At 65.5% G+C, this 24,851-nt stretch carries 21 protein-coding genes and 1 tRNA gene; 13 read left to right on the top strand and 9 right to left on the bottom strand.

Going from position 1 to position 24,851, the window contains the following annotated elements:
• Positions 1-29: 29 nt before the first annotated feature.
• From fmt to AC1DS6_RS20895, 9 genes are all read left to right on the top strand, one after another.
• Entirely contained in the window at positions 30-1,043 is a 1,014-nt protein-coding gene (fmt, locus tag AC1DS6_RS20935) for a methionyl-tRNA formyltransferase (RefSeq protein ID WP_477103008.1), read from the top strand.
• Positions 1,044-1,086: 43 nt separating this feature from the next.
• Positions 1,087-1,728 (top strand): LysE family translocator, encoded by a 642-nt coding sequence (locus tag AC1DS6_RS20930; RefSeq protein ID WP_441632551.1) that lies wholly within the window; start codon positions 1,087-1,089, stop codon positions 1,726-1,728.
• Between the two features lie 185 nt (positions 1,729-1,913).
• Entirely contained in the window at positions 1,914-2,774 is an 861-nt protein-coding gene (htpX, locus tag AC1DS6_RS20925) for a zinc metalloprotease HtpX (protein ID WP_035865619.1), read from the top strand.
• 210 nt (positions 2,775-2,984) lie between these two features.
• On the top strand, positions 2,985-4,337 hold the full coding sequence (gene rsmB / locus AC1DS6_RS20920; RefSeq protein ID WP_035865621.1) for a 16S rRNA (cytosine(967)-C(5))-methyltransferase RsmB: 1,353 nt from the start codon (positions 2,985-2,987) through the stop codon (positions 4,335-4,337).
• Between the two features lie 19 nt (positions 4,338-4,356).
• Positions 4,357-5,226: a DUF4390 domain-containing protein gene (locus AC1DS6_RS20915; protein WP_441632548.1), complete on the top strand. Its 870-nt coding sequence runs from the start codon at positions 4,357-4,359 to the stop codon at positions 5,224-5,226.
• A complete protein-coding gene (locus AC1DS6_RS20910) occupies positions 5,223-7,691 on the top strand; it encodes a sensor histidine kinase (RefSeq protein WP_477103007.1) in 2,469 nt (822 codons plus the stop codon). The genes AC1DS6_RS20915 and AC1DS6_RS20910 overlap by 4 nt, the downstream gene beginning before the upstream one ends.
• A 52-nt stretch (positions 7,692-7,743) precedes the next feature.
• Positions 7,744-8,448, top strand: a complete 705-nt coding sequence (locus AC1DS6_RS20905; protein WP_045241983.1) for a response regulator — start codon at positions 7,744-7,746, stop codon at positions 8,446-8,448.
• A gap of 60 nt (positions 8,449-8,508) precedes the next feature.
• Positions 8,509-8,584, top strand: a tRNA-Phe gene (locus AC1DS6_RS20900).
• A 606-nt stretch (positions 8,585-9,190) separates the two neighbouring features.
• Positions 9,191-9,979 (top strand): aquaporin, encoded by a 789-nt coding sequence (locus tag AC1DS6_RS20895; RefSeq protein WP_441632559.1) that lies wholly within the window; start codon positions 9,191-9,193, stop codon positions 9,977-9,979.
• Here AC1DS6_RS20895 and AC1DS6_RS20890 read toward each other — a convergent pair.
• Positions 9,963-11,756 (bottom strand): carbohydrate porin, encoded by a 1,794-nt coding sequence (locus AC1DS6_RS20890; RefSeq protein WP_441632544.1) that lies wholly within the window; start codon positions 11,754-11,756, stop codon positions 9,963-9,965. The two genes, AC1DS6_RS20895 and AC1DS6_RS20890, sit on opposite strands and share 17 nt — an antisense overlap.
• A 416-nt stretch (positions 11,757-12,172) precedes the next feature.
• On the opposite strand from AC1DS6_RS20890, the gene AC1DS6_RS20885 reads away from it, so the two are divergent.
• Positions 12,173-13,306, top strand: a complete 1,134-nt coding sequence (locus AC1DS6_RS20885; RefSeq protein WP_441632542.1) for a TRAP transporter substrate-binding protein — start codon at positions 12,173-12,175, stop codon at positions 13,304-13,306.
• A gap of 108 nt (positions 13,307-13,414) precedes the next feature.
• The gene (gene rarD, locus AC1DS6_RS20880) at positions 13,415-14,305 is read left to right on the top strand and encodes an EamA family transporter RarD (protein WP_441632540.1); all 891 of its coding nucleotides are present in this window, start codon (positions 13,415-13,417) and stop codon (positions 14,303-14,305) included.
• A gap of 275 nt (positions 14,306-14,580) precedes the next feature.
• Here rarD and AC1DS6_RS20875 read toward each other — a convergent pair whose 3' ends face one another.
• The 4 genes from AC1DS6_RS20875 to AC1DS6_RS20860 all read right to left on the bottom strand — a co-directional run bounded on the left by AC1DS6_RS20875 (position 14,581) and on the right by AC1DS6_RS20860 (position 18,046).
• Positions 14,581-15,564 (bottom strand): 2-dehydropantoate 2-reductase, encoded by a 984-nt coding sequence (locus tag AC1DS6_RS20875; RefSeq protein WP_441632538.1) that lies wholly within the window; start codon positions 15,562-15,564, stop codon positions 14,581-14,583.
• Positions 15,565-15,617: 53 nt separating this feature from the next.
• Positions 15,618-16,382, bottom strand: a complete 765-nt coding sequence (locus AC1DS6_RS20870; protein ID WP_441632536.1) for a class II aldolase/adducin family protein — start codon at positions 16,380-16,382, stop codon at positions 15,618-15,620.
• Positions 16,383-16,551: 169 nt separating this feature from the next.
• Positions 16,552-17,529 (bottom strand): DUF2272 domain-containing protein, encoded by a 978-nt coding sequence (locus tag AC1DS6_RS20865; protein WP_441632534.1) that lies wholly within the window; start codon positions 17,527-17,529, stop codon positions 16,552-16,554.
• 238 nt (positions 17,530-17,767) lie between these two features.
• Positions 17,768-18,046 carry an HU family DNA-binding protein gene (locus tag AC1DS6_RS20860; RefSeq protein WP_006162250.1) on the bottom strand — a complete coding sequence of 93 codons (279 nt, stop codon included), beginning with the start codon at positions 18,044-18,046 and terminating at the stop codon, positions 17,768-17,770.
• 1,475 nt (positions 18,047-19,521) lie between these two features.
• On the opposite strand from AC1DS6_RS20860, the gene AC1DS6_RS20855 reads away from it, so the two are divergent.
• The gene (locus AC1DS6_RS20855) at positions 19,522-20,088 is read left to right on the top strand and encodes an SET domain-containing protein (RefSeq protein ID WP_441632531.1); all 567 of its coding nucleotides are present in this window, start codon (positions 19,522-19,524) and stop codon (positions 20,086-20,088) included.
• Between the two features lie 51 nt (positions 20,089-20,139).
• Here AC1DS6_RS20855 and AC1DS6_RS20850 read toward each other — a convergent pair whose 3' ends face one another.
• From AC1DS6_RS20850 to phhA, 4 genes are all read right to left on the bottom strand, one after another.
• Positions 20,140-21,771 (bottom strand): sensor histidine kinase, encoded by a 1,632-nt coding sequence (locus tag AC1DS6_RS20850; RefSeq protein ID WP_441632529.1) that lies wholly within the window; start codon positions 21,769-21,771, stop codon positions 20,140-20,142.
• A gap of 24 nt (positions 21,772-21,795) precedes the next feature.
• Positions 21,796-22,500, bottom strand: a complete 705-nt coding sequence (locus tag AC1DS6_RS20845; RefSeq protein WP_035865653.1) for a response regulator transcription factor — start codon at positions 22,498-22,500, stop codon at positions 21,796-21,798.
• 143 nt (positions 22,501-22,643) lie between these two features.
• A complete protein-coding gene (locus AC1DS6_RS20840) occupies positions 22,644-22,961 on the bottom strand; it encodes a 4a-hydroxytetrahydrobiopterin dehydratase (protein WP_045241992.1) in 318 nt (105 codons plus the stop codon).
• 177 nt (positions 22,962-23,138) lie between these two features.
• Complete coding sequence (gene phhA / locus AC1DS6_RS20835) at positions 23,139-24,071, bottom strand: phenylalanine 4-monooxygenase (protein ID WP_441632557.1); 933 nt, start codon at positions 24,069-24,071, stop codon at positions 23,139-23,141.
• Between the two features lie 266 nt (positions 24,072-24,337).
• Here phhA and AC1DS6_RS20830 point away from each other — a divergent pair, with 266 nt between their 5' ends.
• Positions 24,338-24,811, top strand: coding sequence for an Lrp/AsnC family transcriptional regulator (locus AC1DS6_RS20830; protein ID WP_035865659.1), 474 nt, complete (start codon positions 24,338-24,340; stop codon positions 24,809-24,811).
• Positions 24,812-24,851 lie beyond the last annotated feature (40 nt).

The raw sequence follows: 24,851 nt of genomic DNA, 5'->3' as shown, positions 1-24,851 counted from the left end.
GCCGGTGCCGCTTTATGCCGGAGCGCGCCATGTCCCAAGCCGCAAGCCCAACCCAAGCGCTGCGCGTAGCCTTTGCCGGCACGCCCGAATTCGCCCGCGTGGCGCTCCAGGCCATCCATGAGGCCGGCTTCCCCGTCGTGGCCGTGCTCAGCCAGCCCGACCGCCCGGCGGGCCGCGGCATGCAGCTGCAGGCCAGCCCCGTCAAGCAGTACGCGCTGGAGCATGGTCTGGGCCCGGTGCTGCAGCCGCGGTCCCTGCGCCGCAACGGTAAGTACCCGGAGGAAGCCGGCGCCGCGGTGGATACGCTGGCGCAGCTTGCGCCGGACGTCATGGTAGTGGCCGCCTACGGCCTGATCCTGCCAGCCGAGGTGCTGGCGTTGCCGCGCCACGGCTGCCTCAATATCCATGCCTCGCTGCTGCCGCGCTGGCGCGGCGCGGCGCCCATCCATCGCGCCATCGAGGCCGGCGACGCGCAAACCGGCATCACGCTGATGCAGATGGACGAAGGCCTGGATACCGGCGCGATGATCCAGGGCGAAACGGTGCCGATCGGGCCCGACGACACCACCGGCACGCTGCACGACACGCTGGCCGCGCTGGGCGGCCGCATGGTGGTGGACGCGCTGCGCCGGCTCGCCGCTGGCCAGCCGCTGCCCGGCACGCCGCAGCCTGCCGAGGGCGTCACCTATGCCGAAAAGATCGCCAAGGAAGAAGCGCCGCTGGACCTGCGCCGCCCGGCCACGGCACTGGCCAGCCAGGTGCGCGCCTTCAATCCCTTCCCAGGCGCCACCGTGCAGGTCGGCCAGACCGTCATCAAGTGCTGGCAGGCCCAGGCGACGGAGGCCGTGCCCGGTCTGCGGCAGGCGCCGGGCACAGTGCTGGCCGCGGATGCCGACGGCGTGGTGATCGCCTGCGGTGAGGGCGCGCTGCGCGTGGCCGAGCTGCAGAAGCCGGGCGGCCGCAGGCTGCCGGCCCAGCAGTTCCTGCAGGGCATGCCGCTGCCGGCTGGCACCCGCTGCGCCGTGCCGGAAGGCACGGCATAACCGGCGCCTGCCCGCCATTGCCAATCCAGCAGCCAGGAATCCCATGCTCGGTATTACTGACTTCCCCCTGTTCGTCGGCGCTGTGTTGCTGCTCAATGTGACACCCGGACCGGACACCGCCTACATCGTCGGGCGCAGCGTGGCGCAGGGCAGGGCGGCGGGCGTGGTCTCGGCGCTCGGCGTCAGCGCCGGCTGCTGCGTGCACTCGCTGGCCATCGCCTTTGGCCTGACCGCCCTGCTGGCGGCGTCGGCCACTGCCTTTACCGTGATCAAGTTTGCCGGCGCGGCCTATCTGGTGTGGCTGGGGCTGCGCCTCATCTGGCAGCAATCGGCGCCCCGGGAGGCAAGCGCGGCCCCCGCCGCGCAACCGGGTACGCACGGCCTGCGCGCCTTGTTCATGCAGGGCTTCCTGACCAATGTGCTGAATCCGAAGGTGATCCTGTTCTTCATTTCCTTCTTTCCGCAGTTCGTCGACCGTCATGCCGGACATCAGGCCCTGGCATTCCTGGCACTGGGCGGCGTCATGGTGCTGATGTCGACGCTTTGGAACGGCCTGGTCGCATGGATGGCGGGCACCCTGACCCGCCGCGCTAGCGAGGCGCCCCGGCTAAAGTGCTGGCTGGATCGCATTGTTGGCGCCGCGTTCATCGGGCTGGGTGTCCGCCTGGCGCTGGCTCAGCGCTGAGCCCCCGCTGGCGGACAAACGGCCGAAGGCGTCGCTAACTGTGGTATTGCTCTATTTTTAGGCACCCCACGGTTGAATTTCCGCCCAGGGGTACCATCTAATCATCACCGCGTCGCGCTTCGCAGGCCTGGCCAGCCCGGCCACCGGGTGCGCGCGCGAGGATGATTTTTTCGGAGATCACGACAATGTTCAACTGGGTCAAGACCTTCATGCTGATGGCAGCCATCACGGCGCTGTTCATCGTCATCGGCGGCATGATCGGCGGCCGCAGCGGCATGATGTTCGCGCTGATCATGGCGCTGGGCATGAACTTCTTCTCTTACTGGTTCTCGGACAAGATGGTCCTGCGCATGTACAACGCGCAGGAAGTCGACGCGAGCACGGCGCCGCAGTTCTATGGCATGGTGCAGGAGCTGGCGCAGCGCGCCCAGTTGCCGATGCCGCGCGTGTACCTGATCAACGAGGACGCGCCCAATGCCTTTGCCACCGGCCGTAATCCTGAGCATGCGGCCGTCGCCGCCACCACCGGCATCCTGCGCGTGCTGTCGGAGCGCGAGCTGCGCGGCGTGATGGCGCACGAGCTGGCCCACGTGCAGCACCGCGACATCCTGATCTCGACCATTGCCGCCACCATGGCCGGCGCGATTGCCGCACTGGCCAACTTCGCCATGTTCTTCGGCGGGCGCGACGAGAACGGCAACCGCTCCAATCCCATCGCCAGCATCGCCGTGGCAATCCTGGCGCCGCTGGCGGCCTCGCTGATCCAGATGGCGATCTCGCGCGCCCGCGAGTTCGAGGCCGACCGTGGCGGCGCCACGATCAGCGGCGATCCTCAGGCGCTGGCGATGGCGCTCGACAAGATCCACCGCTATGCCCAGGGCATTCCCTTCCAGACCGCGGAAGCGCACCCCGCGACCGCGCAGATGATGATCATGAACCCGCTCTCGGGCAGCGGCATCGCCAACCTGTTCTCGACCCACCCGGCCACCGAGGAGCGCGTGGCACGGCTGATGCAGATGGCCCAGACCGGCGTCTACCCGGTTTAGGGTCGGTTCAAGCCGTCCCGTTGCTCCAGGCGCCGGCCAGCCGGGCGCAAAAAAGCCGGCCCTGGGCACATACAGGGTAAACTGCCCGCCGTGCTTCCCTTCGAAGCGGCGGGCAGTGTTTTTTCCGGCCCCGCCCGGCCTTGCCGCCAGTCCACGCCGCTTGCGGCTTGCCTTTGCCACCCCGCGTTACCGTCTCACTGCCTCACTGTCATGCGCCTGCCACACGAATCACTCGCCTTCCAGATGCTCGCCGCCGCGGCCGCCGTACGCGGCGTCAACGAAGGCAGCGCGCTGCCGCTGGCCATCGACAACGCCGCCGCGCAATACCGCCTGGACCGCGTGCGCGACGCGGCCACGCGCGGCGCCTTGCAGGACCTGGCTTACCGTACCATGCGCCAGTTCGGCACGGCGCGCGCGCTGGTCACCAAACTGGTGACCCGGCCGCCCGGCGCGCTGGTGGATTCGCTGCTGGCGGTGGCCCTGGCGCTGCTGGTCGAGGATGAGCAGGGTGAGGGCGGCTATACGGAGTTCACCGTGGTGGACCAGGCCGTCAGCGCCGCCGCCTCCGAGCCCAAGACGGCTCATGCGCGCGGGCTGGTGAACGCCGTGCTGCGCCGTTTCCTGCGCGAGCGCAAGGCGCTGCTGGCCGAAGTGCGCCAGGACGACGAGGCGCGCTGGAACCTGCCCGCATGGTGGCTGGACGCGCTGCGCAAGGCTTACCCGGACCAGTGGACCGCGCTGGCCGAAAGCGCCAACGTGCGTCCGCCCATGACCCTGCGCGTCAATACCGCGCGGGTCACGGTCGCCGAGTATCTCAAGCGCGTGGCCAACGCCGGCATGGCTGGCGTGGCCATCGGTCCGCAGGCGGTCAGGCTGGTGCGCGCGTTTCCCGTGTCGCAGATCCCCGGCTTTGCCGAGGGAGACGTTTCGGTGCAGGACGCAGGCGCGCAACTGGCCGCGCCGCTGCTGGACCTTGCCGACGGTCAGCGCGTGCTCGATGCCTGCGCAGCGCCCGGCGGCAAGACCGGCCACATCCTGGAATTGGCCAAGGTCGAGGTGACGGCGCTCGAGAGCGATGGCCAGCGTGCCACGCGCATCGACGAGAACCTCGCGCGCCTGGGTCAGCAAGCCACCGTGGTAGTGGGCGACGCGAGCCGCCCGCAGGACTGGTGGGATAACCGCCAATACGATCGCATCCTCGCCGACGTGCCTTGTTCCGCTTCGGGCATCGTGCGCCGCCATCCGGATATCCGCTGGCTGCGCCGCGAGGTGGACATTCCCCGCCTGGTGACCGAGCAACGGCGCATCGTGTCGCAGCTCTGGAGCCTGCTCAAGCCGGGCGGCATCCTGGTTTATGTCACCTGTTCTATTTTCCCAACGGAGGGGGAAGAGCAGGCGCGCTGGTTTGGTGCACAGCTACCAGATGCGATACGATTGCAGGCACCCGGCCAGATGCTGCCTGGCAACAAGGACCAGGTGGCCGGCGGCGGCAATGCCAGCCAGGAAGGCCTGCCCACCGACCACGATGGCTTCTTCTACGCCCGCTTCCAGAAACGACCCTGACCGATCCGTATCGATCCCAATGCCGAGCCCGCTTCGCTTGTTCGTCCTTCGCGTCCCTGACGACAGTGCGTACGTGCCCGTGGCGGCAGGTAGTGCAATAGTCGGCGCCGCGCGCAAGGCGCGTACCTGGCTGGCAGCCTGGCGGCTTGCGTCGGCGATCATGCTGTGCGTGCTGATGGCACTGATGGTGTTGTCGGGAGCGGCGCGCGCCGATGGCATCGAAGTCAACGAAGCGCGCATCGAGTACCAGGACGGCGGCTTCGATCTTGCCGCGAGCTTCGATTTCGAATTGCCGCCACCGCTCGAAGACGCGCTGAACAAAGGTATCTCTCTGTATTTCGTGGTCGATTTCCAGCTCACCCGTCCGCGCTGGTACTGGTTCGATGAAAAACCGGTCAATGCCAGCCGCAGCGTGCGGCTGTCCTACCATCCGCTCACGCGGCAGTACCGCGTTTCCACCGGCGGCCTGCAGCTGCCGTTCATGCGGCTAAAGGGCGCGCTGCAATTCATCCAGCGCGTGCGTGGCTGGCGCGTGTTCGAGCGCAATATGGTCAAGCCGGGCGAGACCTACCAGGCCGAAACGCGCATGCGCCTGGACCTGACGCAACTGCCCAAGCCGTTCCAGATCAACGCCGTCAATACGCGCGAATGGAACCTGGCATCGGAATGGCGCCGCTTTAATTTCACTGTACCCACCGAGTTCCCGCAGCCCCCCGCGCCCACGCCACCGCCGGTGTTGCCAGTACCGGTGCCGCCCCCCGTGCCAGGACCGGCATCCGCCGCGTCCGCGGCAGTGGCCGGCGAAACGCGCGCGGTACCGTTCGCGCAGACCGTATCGACCGTGCTCTCCCCCAATACCCTGGTGCAGCCGGCCGCGGGCCAGCCATGAGCACCGCCCCCAGCCTTTGGGACAGCCGTTTCCGGCGCGTGCTTTACCGCGTCGTGGCCGGCATCATCGTGTTCCTGGCACTGGTGCTGGTAGCGCTGCTGGCAGGCGCCTCGGCCAATACGGAATTCTTCGACCGGTATTTCACGCTGCTGTTCAAGATCAACCTGGTGATCGGCATCCTGCTGGTGCTGATCATCGGGGCGCTGGCGCTGACCTTGTGGCTGCGCTACCGCCGCGGCAAGTTCGGCACGCGGCTGATGACCAAGCTCGCGGTGTTCTTCGGCGTGGTGGGCGTGCTGCCCGGCGTGCTGATCTACCTGGTGTCGCTGCAGTTCGTCTCGCGCAGCATCGAGTCCTGGTTCGATGTGCGCGTGGAAACCGCGCTCGAGGCCGGCCTGAATCTTGGACGCTCGACCATCGACAGTTCGCTGTCCGACCTGCAAGGCAAGGCGCGGCTGATGGCCGACCAGATCGCCAGCTCGTCGAATGTCGCCACCTCGCTGCAGCTCAACCGGTTGCGCGAGCAATACGGCGTGCAGGAAGCCGCCATCTTTACCGGCAGCGGCCGTGTGATCGCCACCGCCTCGAGCAACTATGCCTCGCTGGTGCCCGACCTGCCTTCCGGCGTGCTGGCCGAGCAGGCGCGGCTGGCCGGCGGCTACGCCGCGGTGGAGGGTGGCTCCGATCCGGTGGTGGACGGCCGCCACAAGCCCGAACGAACCGATGGCGGCCACTTGTACCGGCTGCGCGTCATTGTGCCGCTTGGCCCCGCGCCCACCGCGCAGACCAATGCGCAAACCCTCGCGGAAAGCGCCAGCGGCCCGGCGGCAAAGCAGCCCCTGAATGCAGCCAGCCGCTGGGCGGGCTCGGGGCTGGCCGTGGAACGCCGCCCGGAAGACGCGGCTTCTTCCGGCTTCGGGCTGGTGGGCGACACGGTGCGCGAGGAACGCTATCTGCAAGTCGTGCATCCGGTGCCGGCGGCGTTGGCGCGCAATGCCGACGAAGTCCAGCGGGCCTACCAGGAGTACCAGGAGAAGGCGCTTGGCCGTACCGGCCTGCGCAAGATGTATATCGGCACGCTCACGCTCACGCTGTTCCTGGCGGTGTTCATTGCCGTGATGCTGGCGCTGCTGCTCGGCGGCCAGCTGGCGCGGCCGCTGCTGATGCTGTTGCAAGGGACCAAGGAAGTGGCAGAGGGCGATCTCTCGCCCAAGCGCGAACTCAAGAGCCGTGACGAGCTCGGCATGCTGACACAGCAGTTCAACATGATGACGCGCCAGCTCTCGGAAGCGCGCATCGCGGTGGAACAGAACCGCAGCGCGCTCGAAAAATCGACGGCGTATCTCGAAAGCGTGCTGCAGAACCTCACCGCCGGCGTGTTTGTGTTCGACCGCCGCTTCGTCCTGATCACCGCCAATCCCGGCGCCGAGCGCATTTTCCGCCAGCCCTTCGCCGGCGCGCTGGGACAGCCCATCGACAGCATCCCGGTGCTCGGCGCATTCGGCGACATCGTGCGGCAGGCCTTTTCGGAGCAGACCACCAGTGAAATGCTGGGTGGCGCGCAGCACTGGCAAAAGCAGATCGAACTGCCGCAGGGCGATGAGGAACAACCGCTCACGCTGCTGGTGCGCGGCGCGCGCCTGCCCGGCGGACGGGGCGACGAGCAAGGCGAGCCCGGCTACGTGGTGGTGTTCGACGATATCTCGGATGTGATTTCCGCTCAACGCTCCGTGGCCTGGGGCGAAGTGGCGCGGCGCCTTGCGCACGAGATCAAGAACCCGCTGACCCCGATCCAGCTCTCGGCCGAGCGCCTGCAGATGAAGCTCTCGCCAAAGCTGGAAGGCCACGACGTGGACGTGCTCAAGCGCGGCGCCACCACAATCGTCAACCAGGTGCAGGCCATGAAGCGCATGGTCGACGACTTCCGCGACTACGCGCGCACGCCGCCAGCGCTGCTGCAGTCACTGCAGATCAACGGCCTGGTGGCGGAAGTGCTGCACCTCTACGGCATCGACGACACCGGCCCCCACGAGCATGCGGTGATCCATCCGTCGCTGGCTGCCAGCCTGCCTGAAATCAAGGGCGATCCGACCCAGTTGCGCCAGGTGATTCACAACCTGCTGCAAAACGCGCAGGATGCCGTGTCGGACAACGTTTCGGCGGCCAGAATGGCGCCCCATATCGCTCTGCACACCGAGACTGTAGAATACAAAGATTCTGCCGGCGAAGACCGGCAGGCCGTCAAGCTCACCATTGCGGATAACGGTCCTGGTTTCGCCCCGCGCATCCTTAGTCGCGCGTTCGAACCGTATGTGACCACCAAGGCCAAGGGAACCGGCCTCGGGCTCGCAATGGTGAAGAAGATCATTGACGAACACGGCGCACGCATCGAGTTGCGCAATCGCATGGAGGGCACCGAGATCATCGGGGCACAGATCTCCATCCTGTTCGTTAAACTGGCATAGTCAATGTGCGGCCCCGAACCCGGCAAGCCGCGGTAGGGTCAAGAGGGGAAGTATGGCAACCATCCTCGTAGTCGACGACGAAATGGGTATCCGGGAGTTGCTCTCGGAAATCCTCAGCGACGAAGGCCATGTGGTCGAAGTGGCAGAAAACGCGCAGAAGGCGCGCGAGTACCGTGCCGGCAATACGCCGGATCTGGTGCTGCTTGACATCTGGATGCCCGATACCGACGGCGTCACGCTGCTCAAGGAGTGGTCGGCCCAGGGCCTGCTCTCCATGCCCGTCATCATGATGTCGGGGCACGCCACCATCGATACCGCGGTGGAGGCGACCAAGATTGGCGCGCTCAATTTCCTCGAGAAGCCTATTGCCTTGCAAAAGCTGCTGTCGGCGGTCGAGCAGGGCCTGGCACGCGGCGTCGAGCGGCCACGCGCAGGCGTGGCCGCCGGCACGGCATTGCCCGCGAACGGCAGTGGTGAAGGCATCGCGGCGGTAGTGGCGGAAAGCGCCGCGGAAAGCGCCAATGGCGCCCCGCAACGGCTACCCGAAGCGGAGATGCACTTCTCCTTCGATATGCCGCTGCGCGAGGCGCGCGACCTGTTTGAGCGCGCTTATTTCGAATACCACTTGCTGCGCGAACACGGCAGCATGACCCGCGTCGCCGAGAAAACCGGCCTCGAACGTACCCACCTGTACCGCAAGCTCAAGCAACTCGGCGTGGAACTCGGCCGCAATAAGCCGGAGCCAGCAGAACAATGATGCGGTGATGCGCGCAGCGCTTGACTGATTCAAAATGCGCTGCTATGATTTCGCTTCTTTGGCCCGGTAGCTCAGTCGGTAGAGCAGAGGATTGAAAATCCTTGTGTCGGCGGTTCGATTCCGTCCCAGGCCACCAGCATTACGAAAAAGCCCAAGATCTGAAAAGGTCTTGGGCTTTTTTCATTTGCCGGTGTTCATTTTTTACCGACGCATAAGATGCGATGCGCTTCGCCGTATTGGCATTCCCATGTGCCGCCGCACGGTGGCGAAGAAGGCCATGGGCGCGTTGTCTCCCTGCTCCGGCTGTCCTGTATGCCCACGCGCAAACGGGGGCATGGACGTCCTTTCCAGTCCTCGCATGGCTATCGCCAGACGCCCGCTACGCCCTTGCTTTGTCCACTGTCACCGCCTATTGTTTAGGCACAATTTCCTCGACCAATGCTATCGCACCCGCGATTATCGGCATTGCGCCAAATACCCCTGAATTCCGGCTTCCGCATTTCAGCCTGACCTCCGAATTTCATCATTGCACGCTTCGTATCCGTGCCGTGCGGGTAGCCATCTGGCAAAACACGCCGCGCATTCGATACCACCAGTTCATTCAAAACTAGCCGCGCGTGCATTGACGCCGGAAGACGAAAAACGAACACTGCGCGCTCCCGCGGCGAGGACTGATTCCATGTCCGAGGCGGTTTCCAGGCCATGCCAAGCAAACCCGATGCGCAAGCACCCCGACGATGTAATGACCGCTGAACCGCATGGACGCGCCGTACCCGTGCCTGCGAGCACACTGGCCAGGCGCCTGGTGGCCGAAGCCTTGGGCACAGCGTTGCTGGTTGCAGTGGTGGTGGGTTCCGGCATTCGCGCGCAGCAGCTGGCCGGTGGCAATGTCGCACTGGCATTGCTGGCGAATTCGCTGGCCACGGGGGGTGGGCTCATCGCGTTGCTGCTGGCGCTGGGACCGGTATCGGGCGGTCATTTCAACCCCGTGGTAAGCCTTTGTGCATTGGTACAGGGCACGCTGCCGGCACGCGATGCGTGGCGCTATGCGCTGGTACAGGCTGCTGGCGCCATCGCGGGCGTCATCTGCGCGCATGCGATGTTTGGCGAGCCGATGCTGGCCTGGTCGGCACAAAGCCGCACCGGGACATCGATGTGGTGGAGCGAGTTCGTGGCCACCTTCGGCCTGATCAGCGTGGCCACCGGTACCGGACGCAGCCGGCCCGGCCTGGTTCCGTTCGCCGTGGCGGCCTATATCACGGCTGGCTACTGGTTCACAGCATCAACCTCTTTTGCCAACCCGGCACTCACCATTGCCTGTGCGTTGACGGCAACCTTCACAGGTATCCGTGCCATCGATGTGCCCGGCTTCATGCTGGCGCAACTGGCGGGAGGGTTGAGCGCCACGCTGATCTTCCACTGGTTGCTGCGCGCGCCGGCAGCGCTGCCGGGCCGTTCACATGCGAAGCAAACGGCGGCATGGCCGACGCCTGGCCCGGCGGCCACTCCGGCCGCTACCAGCGCCGATTGAGCTGGACGCCGAAGATGGAGCCGGACGTTTGCGAGGCCCACGTATCCGCCGGCGAGGCGAACGCTATGCCATCCACGTCGCTGGCCTTGCTGTACGTGTAGAAAGCGCGCAGGTTGGCATTGCCGGCCGCCTTGCCAAGCGTGAAAGTCGGCGCCACGGTCAGGGCGGTGCGTTGCCCGCTCGCGCCAAAACCCGAGGAAATCTGGTCACGCGCCACCTCGAAGGTAAGCTTGAACTGCTCGCTGGCGATGTAGGCGGGACGCACGCGCGTGGCTATCCATTGCAGCGTTCCGACCGGCGAGCGGTCGAACTGCATGCTGGACTCGACCGAGCCTGCCAGGCCCAGGCCGGAGCGTTGCTTCCATTCCATCGATTCGGCCAGGCGTACTCGGGACAACGCAGGACCCATGCCTGTGTAGCCAGTCAGCGCATTACGGCTGCCTTCGCCAAACTGCATGCCGAAACGATTGGTCCCGGCGAGCACGCCCTGTTGCTCGTGCATGGCCGACACCCACCATGCGCTGCCGGTCTGCTGGATCAGCGGCTGCGCTTCCACCCGCGTATAGCCGAGTTGCACCGAGCCTTTCTCGTTGGTCGTGATGGGGGCGGTGCGCAGCGAATGGTAACTAGGCAGGTTGGCGCCATTGAGATCGTTGCGCGCGGTGTACTGGTAATTGAGCGCGATATCGCCAAAGCGTGCATTGTCCACGCCGAAGCGCATTGCCGGGGAGGTGGGCGGAAGCAGTCCCGAGGACATCAGGAAGGCCGAGGTCTCGCGCCGGCCAGCCCACATGGTGGCGCCGTCGAGTACCGACAGGCCACTGACCGAGGTATAGATCTGGGGCAGCAGGGCATACGGATCGACCGCTGCCGGGCGGCCATTGACCGAGGTGGCATCCGTCCCCTTGGCCTGCGCCACCAGTTGCACCTGGCCGCCGCCATCCAGGGCGAACAGCGATTCCTTGAGCTTGACCTCGCCCGTGCTGCGGCAGGCCAGCCCTCCGCCTACGCCGGTGGACAGCGTGCCGCCACCGGCGCAGGCACGCGTGGCCGTGTTGCGGTCGTCATAGGCAGCTCGTCCGCTGTAACCTAGCCGCCAGACCTGGTCGCCGGCCGGATCGTCGACCGGCAACTGCGAGACCAGGGCGAAGCCCTCGCTGGCTGGCGCCTCGGGGGCATCGCCGTCGACCGGCTCGGCCAGCTTCGGCGATGCTTCCGCGACGAACTGGCCCAGGCGCTTCGGAAAGAACACGACAGGAGGCGGCGGCGCCATCACGGGCTCTGGGGGCAAGGCAGGCTCGGGCGGTCCGGCGAGTTCCATGCCGTCGTCGGCCAGGCCTGCGTTGGCCCAGGTGGCCGGAAGCGGCGGGGCTGGCAGGGCGGCGTCCGCGGCACCGGCCTTGGGGGCGTCTGGTGCACCGGACTCGGAAGGATCGGCGGGAGCAGGGGCCGCAGCGGCGGCAACGGGCACGGAAGGCGCTTCCATGACCGCAGGCGCGGCGTCAGCCAGGCGTACTACCGCTGGGCTGGTCTCGGCACCACCAGCTGACTCGCGCGCAACCAAGGCTGCCAGCGGGTCTGTCTCCGGATCTACCTGTGGCGAGGGCCGGGGCTGTACCGCCACGGCCGGAGGTGCCACCAGCGCGTCCGATGCCGCCAGACCCGTGCCGGCCTGCGCACACGCGTTTATCCCCCAGGCGGCCAGCACGGCAACGGCGAGGCGGCGAGAGTGACGAGGCAGCGGGCGGCCCGATTCGGCCGGGACAACAGGCAACATAGGCAACACCAGTAAGGCGTGATTTTTTAACAGTCGCCCGATTGGACAGCAAGCGGGGTTACAAAATCCGCGGCAAAGGCGGCCTTTTCACCATATGGAACAGGGCGGAGGAACCACCCGGAAAGCAGCGCTTTCCTAGCGAAAACCCGGACTTTCGCGGTTCCCCGTGGCGAAAGGGCCACCGCTATAATCATCGGGCTTGTCCGACGGGTACGGACCGGCGCCCCCCGAGCCTGTTACAAAGGCATGCCAAGGTCATCCGCGGATCCTGGCATGCCTTTGTAACAGGCTCATTAATTGCGCAGCCGCCGTACCCCGGCTTCATGCGCGACACGGTACAGAGCCGGATGCCCACGCATGACGTGAGCGTGCCTGACGCTGCTGCCGCACCAAAAAATTTATAAAGAGGAGAAGTTATGGAACGTCGTTCCTTTCTGTTGAAGGCATCGGCCGTGGCCGCCACCGGGGCGCTGGCCGCCTGCGGCAAGGAAGAAAAGGCTGCCGCGCCGGCCGCCGCCGGTGCCAGCGCACCGGCCGTGATCGGCAGCAACCCGGCCGTGGAATGGCGCCTGGCTTCCAGCTTTCCCAAGTCGCTCGATACCATCTTCGGTGGCGCCGAGCTGCTGTCGGCCCGGGTCAAGGAACTGACCGACGGCAAGTTCAACATCAAGGTGTTCGCCGCCGGCGAAATCGTGCCGGGCCTGCAGGTGCTGGACGCGGTACAGAACAACACGGTGCAGATCGGCCACACCGCCGGCTACTACTACTTCGGCAAGAACCCGACGCTGTGCTTTGACACCACCATCCCCTTCGGCCTGACCGCACGCCAGCAGAACGCCTGGATGCTGCAGGGCAACGGCATGAAGCTGATGCGCGAATTCTTCAAGGAATACAACGTCGTCAACTTCCTGGGCGGCAATACCAACGCGCAGATGGGCGGCTGGTTCCGCAAGGAAATCAAGACGGTAGCCGACCTGCAGGGCCTGAAGTACCGCATCGCCGGATTTGCCGGCGTGGTGCTGGCGCGCCTGGGCGTGGTGCCGCAACAGATCGCCGGCGGCGACATCTATCCGGCACTGGAAAAAGGCACCATCGACGCGGCCGAATGGGTTGGCCCCTACGATGACGAGAAACTGGGCTTCTACAAGGTTGCGCCGTACTACTACTACCCGGGCTGGTGGGAAGGCAGCGCGCAGCTGTCCTTCTATTCCTCGGCCACGGAGTACGAGAAGCTGCCCGCGCTGTACAAGCGCGCGCTGGAAACGGCCACCATCGAGGTCCACACCAACATGATGGCCAAGTACGATACGGTCAATCCGCAAGCCCTGGCGCGCCTGCTGGAGAACGGCGTGAAGCTGCGTCCGTTCTCCAAGGAGATCATGGAGGCCTGCTTCAAGGCCACCCAGGAAGCCTACGCCGAGGAAAACGCCAAGAATCCTTCGTTCAAGAAGATCTACGACGACTGGCGCGTATTCCGCAACAACGAAGCCGCCTGGTTCAATGTGGCCGAGCAGGCATTCTCGCAATTCAGCTTCACGCACAAGCTGTAAATGCCCTGACACATGCGGGCCGCTGCCCGCTGCGCCGCAAGCGATAAGCCCGTGCCAAGCACGGGCTTTTTTACGCCGGTAGAATCGCCCGATTCTTTGGGACTTCTCATGCAAACCGGCATCATCTACGCGCTGCTCGCCTACACCATCTGGGGCCTGCTGCCGCTTTATATCAAGTCCCTGCACGGCATCGCGCCGATGGAGATCCTGCTGCACCGGATGGTGTGGTCGCTGGTGTTCCTGGGCCTGGTGCTCACCTGGCGGCGCCACTGGGGCTGGCTGCGCGGGGTATGGTCCAATCCGCGCCTGCTGGCCGGCTTCGCCGCCAGCGCGCTGCTGCTTAGCGGCAACTGGTTTCTCTACATCTGGTCGGTATCGAACGGGCGGGTGGTGGACGCAAGCCTGGGGTACTTCATCAATCCGCTGTTCAACGTGCTGCTGGGCGTGCTGTTCCTGCACGAGCGGCTGCGCCCCGGCCAGTGGGCCTCGATCGCGCTGGCGACCGCGGGAGTGGCCTGGCTGACCGTGGCAGCCGGCCAGTTGCCGTGGATCGCGCTGGCGCTGGCCGCCACGTTTGGCGGGTACGGATTGCTGCGCAAGACCGCCACGCTTGGCGCGCTGGAAGGCCTGTCGCTGGAGACCCTGCTGTTGTTCCCGCTGGCGGCAAGCTCCCTGGCCTACCTGTTCGCCACCGGGCAGGCGGACTTCAGCCAAGCCAGCGGCGGCGTGCAGTTGCTGGCATTGCTGGCCGGTCCCGTCACCGCTGTCCCCCTGCTGTTGTTTGCGGCGGGCGCGCGCCGCATCCCGCTGTCCTTGCTAGGGCTGCTGCAATACACGGGGCCGACGCTACAGCTACTGCTCGGCGTGTGGCTGTGGAACGAGCCGTTCCCGGCAAGCAAGCAGGCCGGGTACGCAATGATCTGGATATCGCTGGCTGTCTATGCCATCGAAGGCATCTGGGCGGGGCGCCGGCGCAGCGCCGCCGTGGCGCAAGGCTGAGGGAAGGGGGGGCTCCTTCCGCTGGGGCCTCATCTTATTCTTGCCAGAAATAAATATAAGAACAAAAATCGAGTCATCATCCATTCTGTTGATGAATTTCGAAGATTTCCGACATTTTCACTGAGAGAACGGGTAGGCGGGGACCATCAGATCCTGACACAAATATTCGCTGCATCTATCGCGACAACCAAAATTTCGCGAGCATTCATTGATGTAGAGAATACTCATTCCCATCTATCAAATCGTTCAAAGCCCTGCCTGCAGTCCAATCCCCCTCAGTAAAGGCCGCGCACCTGCGCATGCAGACGCACCAGGCCGAGCAGCGCATCGATATTGGGCGTAGCAATCCCCACGTGCTCGCCAATTTCCCTCACTGAGGCCACCAGCGCGTCGATCTCCAGTGGCCGCCCCGCCTCGGCATCCTGCAGCATTGAGGTCTTGAAGGCTCCCAGCTTGCGCGTCACCTGGCTACGCTCCTCGCCGCTCTGCGCGATCGGGCAGCCAATAGCCGCGCCGATCCGTCCAGCTTCCTCCATCACCGCCAGGCAGAAGCGGTTGACCAGCGGGTCGTCGAGGATGCGGTCGCAAGTCGCGCCGGTCAGCACTGAGACCGGGTTCATCGTCATATTGCCCCATAGCTTGAACCAGATGTCCTGCTGGATGGCCGCGCTGCGCTCGATCTCCAGGCCACCTCGGGCGAGCAGGCTGGCCACCGTTTCGACCTTGCCGGCCGCCATCCCCGAATCGCCACCGGCGGCACCAAGGATCAGGCGCTCGCCAAAGCCATGGCGCACAGTGGCCGGCGCCGGCGTGGAGGCCGTCAGGTGCACCACGCAGCCGATCACCTGCGTGGCCGGAATGGCACGCGCGATGGCGCCTTCCGGATCCACGGTGTGCAGCGACAGCCCCGCGTGCGGGCCGGGGCGCTCGAAAAACCACCACGGCACGCCATTCATGGCCGTGACCACCACCGTATCGGGGCCGATCAACGGCCCTATGGCCCGCGCCAGCTGCGGCAACGCCGGGGCCTTCACCGCCAGGATCACCACGTCCTGCGTACCTAGCGCTGCGGGATCGCCTTCCGCGTGCACCTGGAAGGTCTCGCTACGTTCGCCTTCGACCAGGGTCAGACCCTGCGCGCGCAGCGTGGACAAGGTCTGGCCGCGCGCCAGCACATTGAGCCCCTGGCCGGAACGCGCAAGCCGCGCGCCAATAAAGCCGCCGACGGCGCCTGCGCCGACGATGCAAAGAGATGTCATGGCCGTCACTCTCGTGGGTTTCTTTGTTTATTTACGGAACGAATCATATGTATCTAATTACGATACGAACCATCGATAGCATCAATCTCTCGAGTCAGCGCCGCGAACACGTCTTCACCCGCGCCAAACTTCGGATTGAACTGCAGCGAGTCGCGCGTGCACTTGCGCTGGATCTCCTCCGGCACGGGCAGCGCGGCACCCATGGCCAGCGTGGCAAGCTGGATCTCGCAGGCGCGGTTTAGCAGCCAGAGGGTGGAGAAGGTGCGCGCGATGCTGTCGCCCCAGGCGAGCAAGCCATGGTTGCGCAGGATCACGGCCGGCTTGTCCCCGATATTGCGCACCAGCCTGGGCCCTTCCTCGTCGTGCACGGTAATGCCTTCAAAAGGATGGTAGGCCACCTTGTCGAACAATTGCGCTGCATAGAAATTGCTCATCGACAGGCCCTGCGCCGAGCACGCCACCGCCATGCCGGCCGTGGTGTGCGTATGCATTACGCAATGCGCGCCCGGAATACCGGCGTGGATCGCCGCATGCACCACGAAGCCGGCAGGATTGACCGGCCAAGGACTCTCACCGACAACCTGGCCGGCCAGGTCGATCTTCACCAGGTTGGAGGCGGTCACCTCCGCATAGCGCAAGCCGAACGGGTTGATCAGGAACAGTGGCTTGCCGGTATCGCCGCCGGCCTCGGGCGGCAGGCGCAGCGTGATGTGGTTGTAGATCAGCTCGGTCCAGCCCAGCCGGTCGAAGATGCGGTAGCAGGCGGCGAGCTTGACGCGCGCCTCCCATTCCGCCGGGTGACAGTTAGCGACAGCCATGCAGGTCTCCTCTGCGTTTTCGCGCGTCGGTGCGCGCACCGTGGGGTGCTATTCGGGTGGGGTCGGGCTACGGCACGCGCATGGCGATACCGATGCCTCGATTAATTACCATGTTAATGATTATATGGAGCCGGTCAAGCCGGAGGTACCCGCAGGCCCATATCGACACTCAAGGCAGGGTGTTGCGCATGATCAGCAGCCACGGCATGTGCGAGTTGGTCACGCCATCGATCATGCCGGAGTCTCCCAGCTCGATCAGTTCCATCGAGACCGATTGCTGGACATTGCCGCCAATCGCCTTGACCATCCGTGCCGCCGGGTCCACCTCGACGACGATGTCGCAATGCATGGGCGTAGTGCCAAAGCCGATTGCGGCCACGCTGGCCAGGTATTTGTCGCTGCCGCGCCCGGCGCAAAGCACATCGCCTGGCCGCGGCATGGCCGGCAGCGGTTCAATGCGGAAGGCTGGCGCGGGCAGGATGCCGTCGCGCGCGTCCACTACGTACATCGAGTGCGAATCGCCGGTGAGGAACTGGCGGTCGTCCAGGCCCGCCTTGCGCATCACCCAGGAAATAAAGACCGCGGACCAGGCCCAGCTGCCCTGGGTGATCTGGTGGCACGTGACCGCCTTGCCGACGATGGCCCAATAGCGCTGCGCCAGCCGGCACCCCTGGGCGGTGGCTTCCATGCCGGTGCCATCGGGAAAGTGCAGGCAGCTCGACTCGCCGCTTTCCTCATCCTCGCGGTCGGCCGTCCGCCCCGTCGCATCGCTGGCGTCCGGATTGCCCTCGGTATCCGTCGCCGCCGGCAGGCCAGGCAGCGCCGGCGCCGGCAGTGGGCTATCGGCCACGCAAGCGGTATCGTCGCGGCCCAGGCGCACGGTCTGCCCTCCCCAGCGCTGCCACTCCTGCCAGGCGATCTCGACAATGCGCTGGCGCTGCGTGGCGCCAGGTGTCGTCGCGGGGCGTTCGGTGTCAGGCAACGGGATAGCCTGGGGCCGCGCCGGCTGGGATGGCGTGGTGCAACCCGACAGTAGCGCGAGAGCCGTCAGCAAGCTCAGGCCGAGCCGGCGCGCCTGTGGAAAATTTTGTGGGAAACGCTGTGAATAAAACTGTGGAAATCTGCCTGGCGGCGATCGACGGGACATGAGGGGCCTACTGAGCAGGACGCCCGAGACCCTTGTATTTACTGAGGGAAGGCGCCGATAGGGCACGATCTTACCGGTCTTGCGCGGGGTGCGGCGTATACCGCGATGGCGCAGGATAACCAGTGGGCAAATATTGTGGATAACGCCCCCCGCCTGGCGCTCACCAGCGCCATCAGGCTACGGGTGGCGGCACGGCGGGGTAGATCCAACGGGGCTGGCACGAGACCGCCCGCGGGACTCACTGGTTCACTGCGTCCTTGAACTTCTGGCCAGCCTTGAACTTGACGGTCTTGGCGGCTTCCACCTTGATTTCTTCGCCGGTGCGCGGGTTACGCGCCATGCGCTCGCCGCGCTCGCCCTGGCTGAAGGTGCCAAAGCCGATCAGGCTCAGGGTGTCGCCCTTGGCCACGGCTTCCATGATGGCGCCAAGCGTCACGTTCAGCGCTTGTTCTGCCTTGGCCTTGGTCAGGCCGTCCACGCCGGCCGCGATGGCGTCGATCAGTTCGGTTTTCGTCATGCTTCACTCCGTGTCGAGTTGATAAAACAAGGACGCCTGGCTGGGCCGGCCCACTGGGCACCGGCGTCGGCAAAGGCGCCGCGGGCCACATCATACCGTGTCGGGCAAGGCGGACTGGGAACAGATTGTTACAGCGCAGGCGCCGCCAGCCCGCGCTGGCTGGGGCTTTGGGGGGATTTGGCGGGGCAGGCCGAGCCTTTGAGGGCGTCAGGATGGCCCTCAGGCGAAAGAACGTACATAGGTGCCCCACAGGGCATCCCAGCCTGGAAAACGGCTACAGCGGCCTCCTGGCCCCTCTCAGGGGCATTGGCACGATGGAGGTGTGGCCCAGGGCATCCGGGCGATTTCCCGGCGTATACCTGGACCGCAGGCGGCACCAACGGCAGGTGGCCGCCCTGGCAGGCGCTCTCTGCCCGCCAGAGGGCCTTAGCGGCGCTGTGAGCGACTCTTCAGCCGGAGTCCTGCCCCCGGCAACGCGTACCCAGTGCAGCGTAGCTACGGGGCGCAGGCGCTCCCGGGCAACCTCATGAACTATTGTGCATGTCCGATAGCCCCCGACGGGGAATGGATTTTCGCGGATATTCGCATCGTGCATGCCTTGCGTGCGGCGCTAACGGCATGCGTTTACGTCTTGGCCCGCAGATCCCCGCCAGCACAGAAATCCCCCGTTCCACGCAGCGCGCTCGTCGGTAAACCGGGGTCGAACGTATACGCAGCCTTCGAGGACGAGCGTATACCACCTCGCCTGGCCATCACCGCCATGCGGATACGTCGAGTTCCCGCGAAAAAACCTTTCGGGACATCGCAGTAAACCTCAGTTCGACAGGTCATTTCGCCTTGCTTAAAAAAGAAGCCCCGCCTGAAGCGGGTTTCCGGCAGTTTATTTTCCGGCTGCCTTCTTTCTTTGCCGATAGCAGGACGCTGTCCTTTCGGTTTACTTCTTTCTTTAATGTATACAAATAGTAGTAGTAGGTAAACGGCTGCCTTTTCTGTGGATAACCCGGTAAACACTTTTGAAATCAATGGGTTGTGGGAAGCAAAAGTGGTCGGACCGGATGTTGGCTGCCGTGGATGACTTGGCCTTTTGGATGAGGGGTCCAGGTGCAACCCTCCGACTTATGCCTGACGCGTCCCCATGCCAACCCCAGGCAGCCCACATGAATCGCATGTCTTTATCCACAGATTTTTGCCGGGTTATCCACATCGTCTGGGCTGGCCGATGGCGGTATACGTGCCGTATACGCGGGTGGACAAGGGCTTCTTAAGGCTGTTTGCCGGGCGGCAAATCGACGGGACGCACGACTTGCGGGCGGTACGTATACCTGCCTTGACGTATACGGGCCGGCCGGTTCATCCGTAAACGTCTATTTGCCGGCAAGGGGGATGCCGCGGCCAATATGGGCAGGTATCATCGCCATCGCGCCGGGCGGCGCACAGCCACGCGCAGTGGCAGGCGGATCAATACGGGATGGCACATGGCGGAACAGGCGAAGCAAGAGGAATTGAAGCAGGAAGGGACTGACGTGAAAGACGCAGGGAGCGGCAAGGGCGTCAAGAGTCCCAAGGAAGGCAAGCGCAAGACCGCTGCCGACCGCGTCGAAGTGCGTCGTTCGGGCGTGCACGGCAAGGGCGTCTACGCGATCGCGCCGATCGGTGAGGGCGAACGCATCATCGAGTACAAGGGCGAGCATATTTCGTGGAAGGAAGCGCTCAAGCGCCATCCGCACGATCCGGCGGATCCTAACCACACCTTCTATTTCAGCCTGGAAGACGGCGATGTGATCGACGCCAAGTTCGGCGGCAACCGCGCGCGCTGGATCAACCATGCTTGCGAACCCAATTGCGAGGCGCGTGAGAAGAAGGGGCGTGTATTCATCCACGCGCTGCGCGATATCGCCGGTGGCGAGGAATTGTTCTACGACTATGGACTGGTGATCGACGCGCGCTACACCAAGAAGCTCAAGAAGGAATTCGAGTGCCGCTGCGGCAGCCCGAAGTGCCGCGGGACCATGCTGGCGCCGAAGGCAAAGAAAGGCCGGTAACAATGCCAGCCGCGGCGCAGATGCCGGATCTGCGCCGCAGCTTGATGCGGTTCAGGCGGCGCCCGCCGCCTCGCATGGAATGCGGATCACAAAACGCATGCCGCGCGCCTCAGCCTGCTCGCCGGTGGTGGGCACATCCTCGATACGGATGGTGCCGTGATGCAGCCCGATGATTTCATGCACGATCGCCAGCCCCAGGCCGGCGCCGCCGGGCGGTTGCGCCGGCGCATTGGGGCCCGGCGTATGGTCGCCCCGGAAGAAGCGCTTGAAGACTTCCTCGCGGCGCGCCAGGGCGATGCCAGGCCCGTTGTCTTCCACCATCACGACCGCCATGCCGCGATGGCCAAGTGCCTCGCCGCCGGCACGCACGGTGATGCGTCCGCCGGGCGGCACATATTTCACGGCATTGTCGATCAGGTTGCTGAGCGCTTCGCGCATCAGCAGCCGGTTGCCGCGCACGGTGGACGGTGCCGCGCCGGTAAAGGTGGGGCCGGGCAAGGTCTCGAAGCCCAGGTCGATCTGGCGCGCGAGTGCCTGCGGCACCCACTCGGCACCGGTCTCGAACGCCAGCGTGGCCAGGTCGAAATGCTCGATCGGGCCGAGCCGCTCCAGGGATAGTCCCGGTTCGGCACGCGCCAGCGACAGCAGTTGGTTGGACAGGCGCACCGCGCGGTCGGCCGCCGCTTGCAGCTCGCGCAGGGCGTGGTCCGTCACCGCGGGATCGTTCGACTGCACCGCGCGGTCGGCATGTAGCTTGACGGCGGTCAGCGGCGTGCGCAACTGGTGCGCGGCGTCGGCGATGAACTTGCGCTGCGCATCAAGCGCGTCGCGCAGCCTGGCCAGCAGCGCATTGAGCGCACGGATCAGCGGCTCCACTTCGGCCGGCACCTGGGTTTCATCGAGCGGCGCCAGCGAGCGCGCGGTCTGGCGATTGAGCTTGTCGGTGAGGATCTGCAAAGGCACCAGCTCTTCCTTGAGCACGTGCGAAAGGATCAGGCTGCCCACCACCAGCAGCAGGATCAGCGGCACCGACACCGACAGCAGGATCTCGTTGGCGGCGGTTTCGCGCCGGTCCAGCAACTCCGCCACTTCCACCACGATGGGCCCACGCGGGGCGCGGCCAGCCTCGCTGGTGGCCAGTTCGTCCGAAGCCGGGCTGGGCAGGTTGACCGGCAGCCGCACGGCGCGCACCTGGCGCCCGCTGAACCAGGCGTAGAACAGCCGCGCATCGTGCAGCGATGTCTGTCCGGTGCCGTAGCCCAGCCAGGTGTCCATGCCGCCGATCAGCCCGTCCGGGCCGTGGATGCGCCAGTAGATGCGGTCGGTGCCTTCGGCCTCGACCAGCGTCTGCGCGATCATCGGGATGTCCTGCTCCAGGCGCGGGCCGGCAATGCGGATCTGCTGGGCGATATTGTTGGCCACGCCGTACAGGGCGCGGTCGAATACCTGCGTGGTGTAGTGCGCGGCCAGCCAGTAGGAGAGCGAGCCGCTGGTCAGTACCAGCGCAAACAGCGGCGTGGCCAGCGCGCGCAGCAGGTGCACGCGCAGGCTTTGCGTGGAGGCGGTGCGCGCGGGTGCCGCCGCCGAGGGTTGTTCCGCCGCTGCGGCAGGCTTTCCGGATACGCCGCCAGCGGTGCCGGTCAGGCCCTCGGGCGGCTGGGGAGGACGTGGGCGCAGCCACATGGCGGGCTTGCTCTGTGCGCGGCGTCAGGTGCCGGCGCGAATCTGCAGCAGGTAGCCGAAGCCGCGCACCGTGACGATCTCCACGTCGCTTTCTTCCAGCTTCTTGCGCACGCGGTGCACATAGACTTCGATGGCGGTGTCGCCGACCGTGTCGCCGCCTTCGCCCGCGGGATGGGCGAAGGTGGCGAGGTGGTCCTGCAGCTGCGCCTTGCTGACCACGCGGCCCTGGCGCTGCAACAGCAGTTCCAGCACGGCGAACTCACGCGGGGAGAGTTCCAGCGGCTTGCCGTCGATAAACATGCGGCGGTCGTTGCCCGACAGGCGCAGCCGGCCCAGCCGCACGTCGCGCTCGGGCGCGGCCTCGCCATGCTGGCTGCGCCGCAGCAGCACGCGCACGCGTGCTTCCAGCTCCGGCAGGGCAAAGGGTTTGACGAGGTAGTCGTCGGCGCCGGCGTTCAGACCGGATAGCTTGTCTTCGAGCTCGTCGCGCGCAGTCAGGATGATGACGGGCGTGGTGCGGTTGCGGGCGCGGTAGCGCGCCAGCAGGGTCATGCCGTCGATGCCGGGCAGGCCCAGGTCGAGGATGACGAGGTCATGCTGTTCGCGCAGCAGGTGCTCGGTGGCGTAGACGCCGTCGTGCACCACGCGCACCTGATGGCCGGCCTGGGACAGGCCGGCTTCGACGCCACTGGCAATCTGGCGGTCGTCCTCGATCAGAAGGATACGCATGGGGGCAGGAGGAAGCTGGAAAGGAACGGGAAAGCAATAAACCGGTGCGTTGATTAACCGGTTAGCCACCGATTGTACAGGGCGGGGCCGCCTCCGACCTTTCGGTTTGCCTACAGTCCCCTGCGTTGCCGCATGCGGTGTGCTCAGGCTTTGGCCAGCGACGCGGCAGCGCGTTCGATAAAGCCCGCCAGGTCGGTATCGCGCCGGGTCAGGCCATTGGCGTCATGGGTGGACAGGGTGATATCGACCCGGTTGTAGACGTTGAACCATTCGGGATGGTGGTCGGCTTTTTCCGCCGCCAGCGCCACGCGCGTCATGAAGGCGAAGGCGGCGTTGAAGTCGGCAAAGGTAAAGCGCTTGTGGATCGCGTCGCGGTCTTCGACGAGGCTCCAGCCGGGCAGGGCAGCCAGCAGCGGTGCACGTTCTTCCAGCGAAAGGGGCACGAGGGGCGCAGGGGACATGATGGGCTCGATGGTCGGAAAGGGATAAGCAAAGGATGAAACCGGCCCGCCCGCGCAGCCTTCCAGCCTGTGCGACCTGGGTCGGGGCTGGGGGCCGGGCGGGCATGCCGTCATTGTTTCACAAAGTGCGTGCGTGGGCAGCCTGCAGCCGTTGTGCAAAGGCAGCCGGAGCCGGGATCAGACGTCGTCGCTGTCGGCCCAGCCTTCACGCGTGCCGCGGTTGAGCACGAGGTCGGTGGCGGCCACGTCGCCGGCGCCCAGCGTGGGCAGCGCGCGCAGTTCCTCGTAGAGCGGCGCGAAATCCGGGCGGGTAGCGTCGAACAGCTGGTCGAAGCTGTCGATCACGAAGTACGTCTTCTGGAAGGTGTCGATGCGGTAGCGCGTGCGCATGATGCGGCGCACATCGAAGCCGATGCGGTTGGGGCTGGCCGAATCCAGGCTGTAGATCGACTCGCCCTGGCTCGACAGGATCCCCGCGCCGTAGATGCGCAGGCCTTCCGGCGTGCGGATCAGGCCGAACTCCACGGTGTACCAGTACAGCCGCGCCAGCATGTCGAGCGCGCCCAGCGAGGCGGCCTTGAGCCCGCCCTTGCCGTAGGCTTCCATGTAGTTGGCGAAGACCGGGTTGATCAGCAGCGGCACGTGGCCGAACACGTCGTGGAAGCAGTCGGGCTCCTGCAGGTAGTCGAGCTGCTCGGGCTTGCGCATCCACCAGCTGGCGGGAAAGCGCCGGTTGGCCAGGTGCTCGAAGAACACGGCATCCGGCACCAGGCCGGGCACCGCCACCACCTGCCAGCCTGTGGCGCGCATCAGGGTCTCATTGAGCTGGTCGAAGCTGGGTACGCGGTCGCGCTCCATGCCCAGCGTGGACAGGCCCTGCAGGAATTCGTCGCAGACGCGGCCGCGCAGCATGGTGGCCTGGCGGTCGTACAGCTTGCGCCATACCGCGTGGTCGGTCTCGGTATAGCGCTCCAGCGGCTGTGCGATGGTGAAATCGTCGCGCAGCGCCTGGCCGGACAGCAGGCCGGCGTCGAACTGCTCTTTCAGCTTATCGGTCAGGGTGCCGGCAAAGCTGGCTTGGGCGTTGCTTGCCTGGGTGGCGGTAGCCATGGCGTCCATGATGTCTTATCTCCTGCAGATTTACCGCACAGTTTAGCGAGGAGATGACGCAGATGGCCCGCAAAAACGGCTTACTTTCGTATAGTGATGCATTGAGCGCGCAAGAATTTGTTATTTTATGCGTGAAATCTGCGCGGGTGCGTTGCTGCCGACAATCGGCGCGCCGCCACCAGGCCGGGAGGGTTAGCATTCCTTCCGGCGTAGTGCACAACAAGAAGCGATTCTGACTCGACTAACGCGATCGAAGCGACCCAACCATGATCAACCTCGACCCATTCGACCTCGCGCTGCTGGCGGCGTTGCAGACCGACGGCCGTTCCACCCACCAGCAGCTCGCCGAGCGCATCCATCTTTCACCCAGCCAGATCGGGCGGCGCCTGGCGCGGCTGGAAGCCGACGGCGTCATCACCGGCTACCGCGTGGTGCTGTCGCCGCCGGCGCTCGGCCTCGGCGTGCTGGTCTTTACCAGCGTCAAGCTGGCCCACCATGGCGATACCATCGTCGAGCGCTTTCGCGAGGACATCCTGCTGCTGGAGGAGGTGCAGGAGTGCTACTCCGTGGCCGGCGAGGCCGACTACCTGCTGCGCATCATGGTGCCGGACCTGCCGACCCTGGCCGAATTCACCATGAAGAAGCTGATGCGCGTGCCAGGCGTGGAGAGTGTGCGGTCCAACATTGTGCTGACCGCGCTCAAGCGCGACGGGCCGCTGCCGCTGTCGCATTTGCGATAGCCATCGGGCCCGCGCGTCCTGCGCGGACTTGCACTTGCCA

This window comes from Cupriavidus sp. 05L310 (genome assembly GCF_056398185.1).
The sequence above is the reverse complement of the archived record's forward strand: the minus strand, read 5'-3'. Positions and strand labels throughout refer to the sequence as shown.

What these genes read in the sequence shown, in the direction of transcription:
- rsmB (WP_035865621.1), top strand. Translation starts at nt 2,985, where the DNA reads ATGCGCCTGCCACACGAATCACTCGCCTTCCAGATGCTCGCCGCCGCG.
- AC1DS6_RS20855 (WP_441632531.1), top strand. Translation starts at nt 19,522, where the DNA reads ATGGCGGAACAGGCGAAGCAAGAGGAATTGAAGCAGGAAGGGACTGAC.
- AC1DS6_RS20865 (WP_441632534.1), bottom strand. Translation starts at nt 17,529, where the DNA reads ATGTCCCGTCGATCGCCGCCAGGCAGATTTCCACAGTTTTATTCACAG.
- rarD (WP_441632540.1), top strand. Translation starts at nt 13,415, where the DNA reads ATGCAAACCGGCATCATCTACGCGCTGCTCGCCTACACCATCTGGGGC.
- AC1DS6_RS20850 (WP_441632529.1), bottom strand. Translation starts at nt 21,771, where the DNA reads ATGTGGCTGCGCCCACGTCCTCCCCAGCCGCCCGAGGGCCTGACCGGC.
- AC1DS6_RS20860 (WP_006162250.1), bottom strand. Translation starts at nt 18,046, where the DNA reads ATGACGAAAACCGAACTGATCGACGCCATCGCGGCCGGCGTGGACGGC.
- AC1DS6_RS20915 (WP_441632548.1), top strand. Translation starts at nt 4,357, where the DNA reads ATGCCGAGCCCGCTTCGCTTGTTCGTCCTTCGCGTCCCTGACGACAGT.
- AC1DS6_RS20830 (WP_035865659.1), top strand. Translation starts at nt 24,338, where the DNA reads ATGATCAACCTCGACCCATTCGACCTCGCGCTGCTGGCGGCGTTGCAG.
- fmt (WP_477103008.1), top strand. Translation starts at nt 30, where the DNA reads ATGTCCCAAGCCGCAAGCCCAACCCAAGCGCTGCGCGTAGCCTTTGCC.
- AC1DS6_RS20890 (WP_441632544.1), bottom strand. Translation starts at nt 11,756, where the DNA reads ATGTTGCCTGTTGTCCCGGCCGAATCGGGCCGCCCGCTGCCTCGTCAC.
- AC1DS6_RS20840 (WP_045241992.1), bottom strand. Translation starts at nt 22,961, where the DNA reads ATGTCCCCTGCGCCCCTCGTGCCCCTTTCGCTGGAAGAACGTGCACCG.
- AC1DS6_RS20875 (WP_441632538.1), bottom strand. Translation starts at nt 15,564, where the DNA reads ATGACATCTCTTTGCATCGTCGGCGCAGGCGCCGTCGGCGGCTTTATT.
- phhA (WP_441632557.1), bottom strand. Translation starts at nt 24,071, where the DNA reads ATGGCTACCGCCACCCAGGCAAGCAACGCCCAAGCCAGCTTTGCCGGC.
- htpX (WP_035865619.1), top strand. Translation starts at nt 1,914, where the DNA reads ATGTTCAACTGGGTCAAGACCTTCATGCTGATGGCAGCCATCACGGCG.
- AC1DS6_RS20910 (WP_477103007.1), top strand. Translation starts at nt 5,223, where the DNA reads ATGAGCACCGCCCCCAGCCTTTGGGACAGCCGTTTCCGGCGCGTGCTT.
- AC1DS6_RS20895 (WP_441632559.1), top strand. Translation starts at nt 9,191, where the DNA reads ATGACCGCTGAACCGCATGGACGCGCCGTACCCGTGCCTGCGAGCACA.
- AC1DS6_RS20905 (WP_045241983.1), top strand. Translation starts at nt 7,744, where the DNA reads ATGGCAACCATCCTCGTAGTCGACGACGAAATGGGTATCCGGGAGTTG.
- AC1DS6_RS20870 (WP_441632536.1), bottom strand. Translation starts at nt 16,382, where the DNA reads ATGGCTGTCGCTAACTGTCACCCGGCGGAATGGGAGGCGCGCGTCAAG.
- AC1DS6_RS20885 (WP_441632542.1), top strand. Translation starts at nt 12,173, where the DNA reads ATGGAACGTCGTTCCTTTCTGTTGAAGGCATCGGCCGTGGCCGCCACC.
- AC1DS6_RS20930 (WP_441632551.1), top strand. Translation starts at nt 1,087, where the DNA reads ATGCTCGGTATTACTGACTTCCCCCTGTTCGTCGGCGCTGTGTTGCTG.
- AC1DS6_RS20845 (WP_035865653.1), bottom strand. Translation starts at nt 22,500, where the DNA reads ATGCGTATCCTTCTGATCGAGGACGACCGCCAGATTGCCAGTGGCGTC.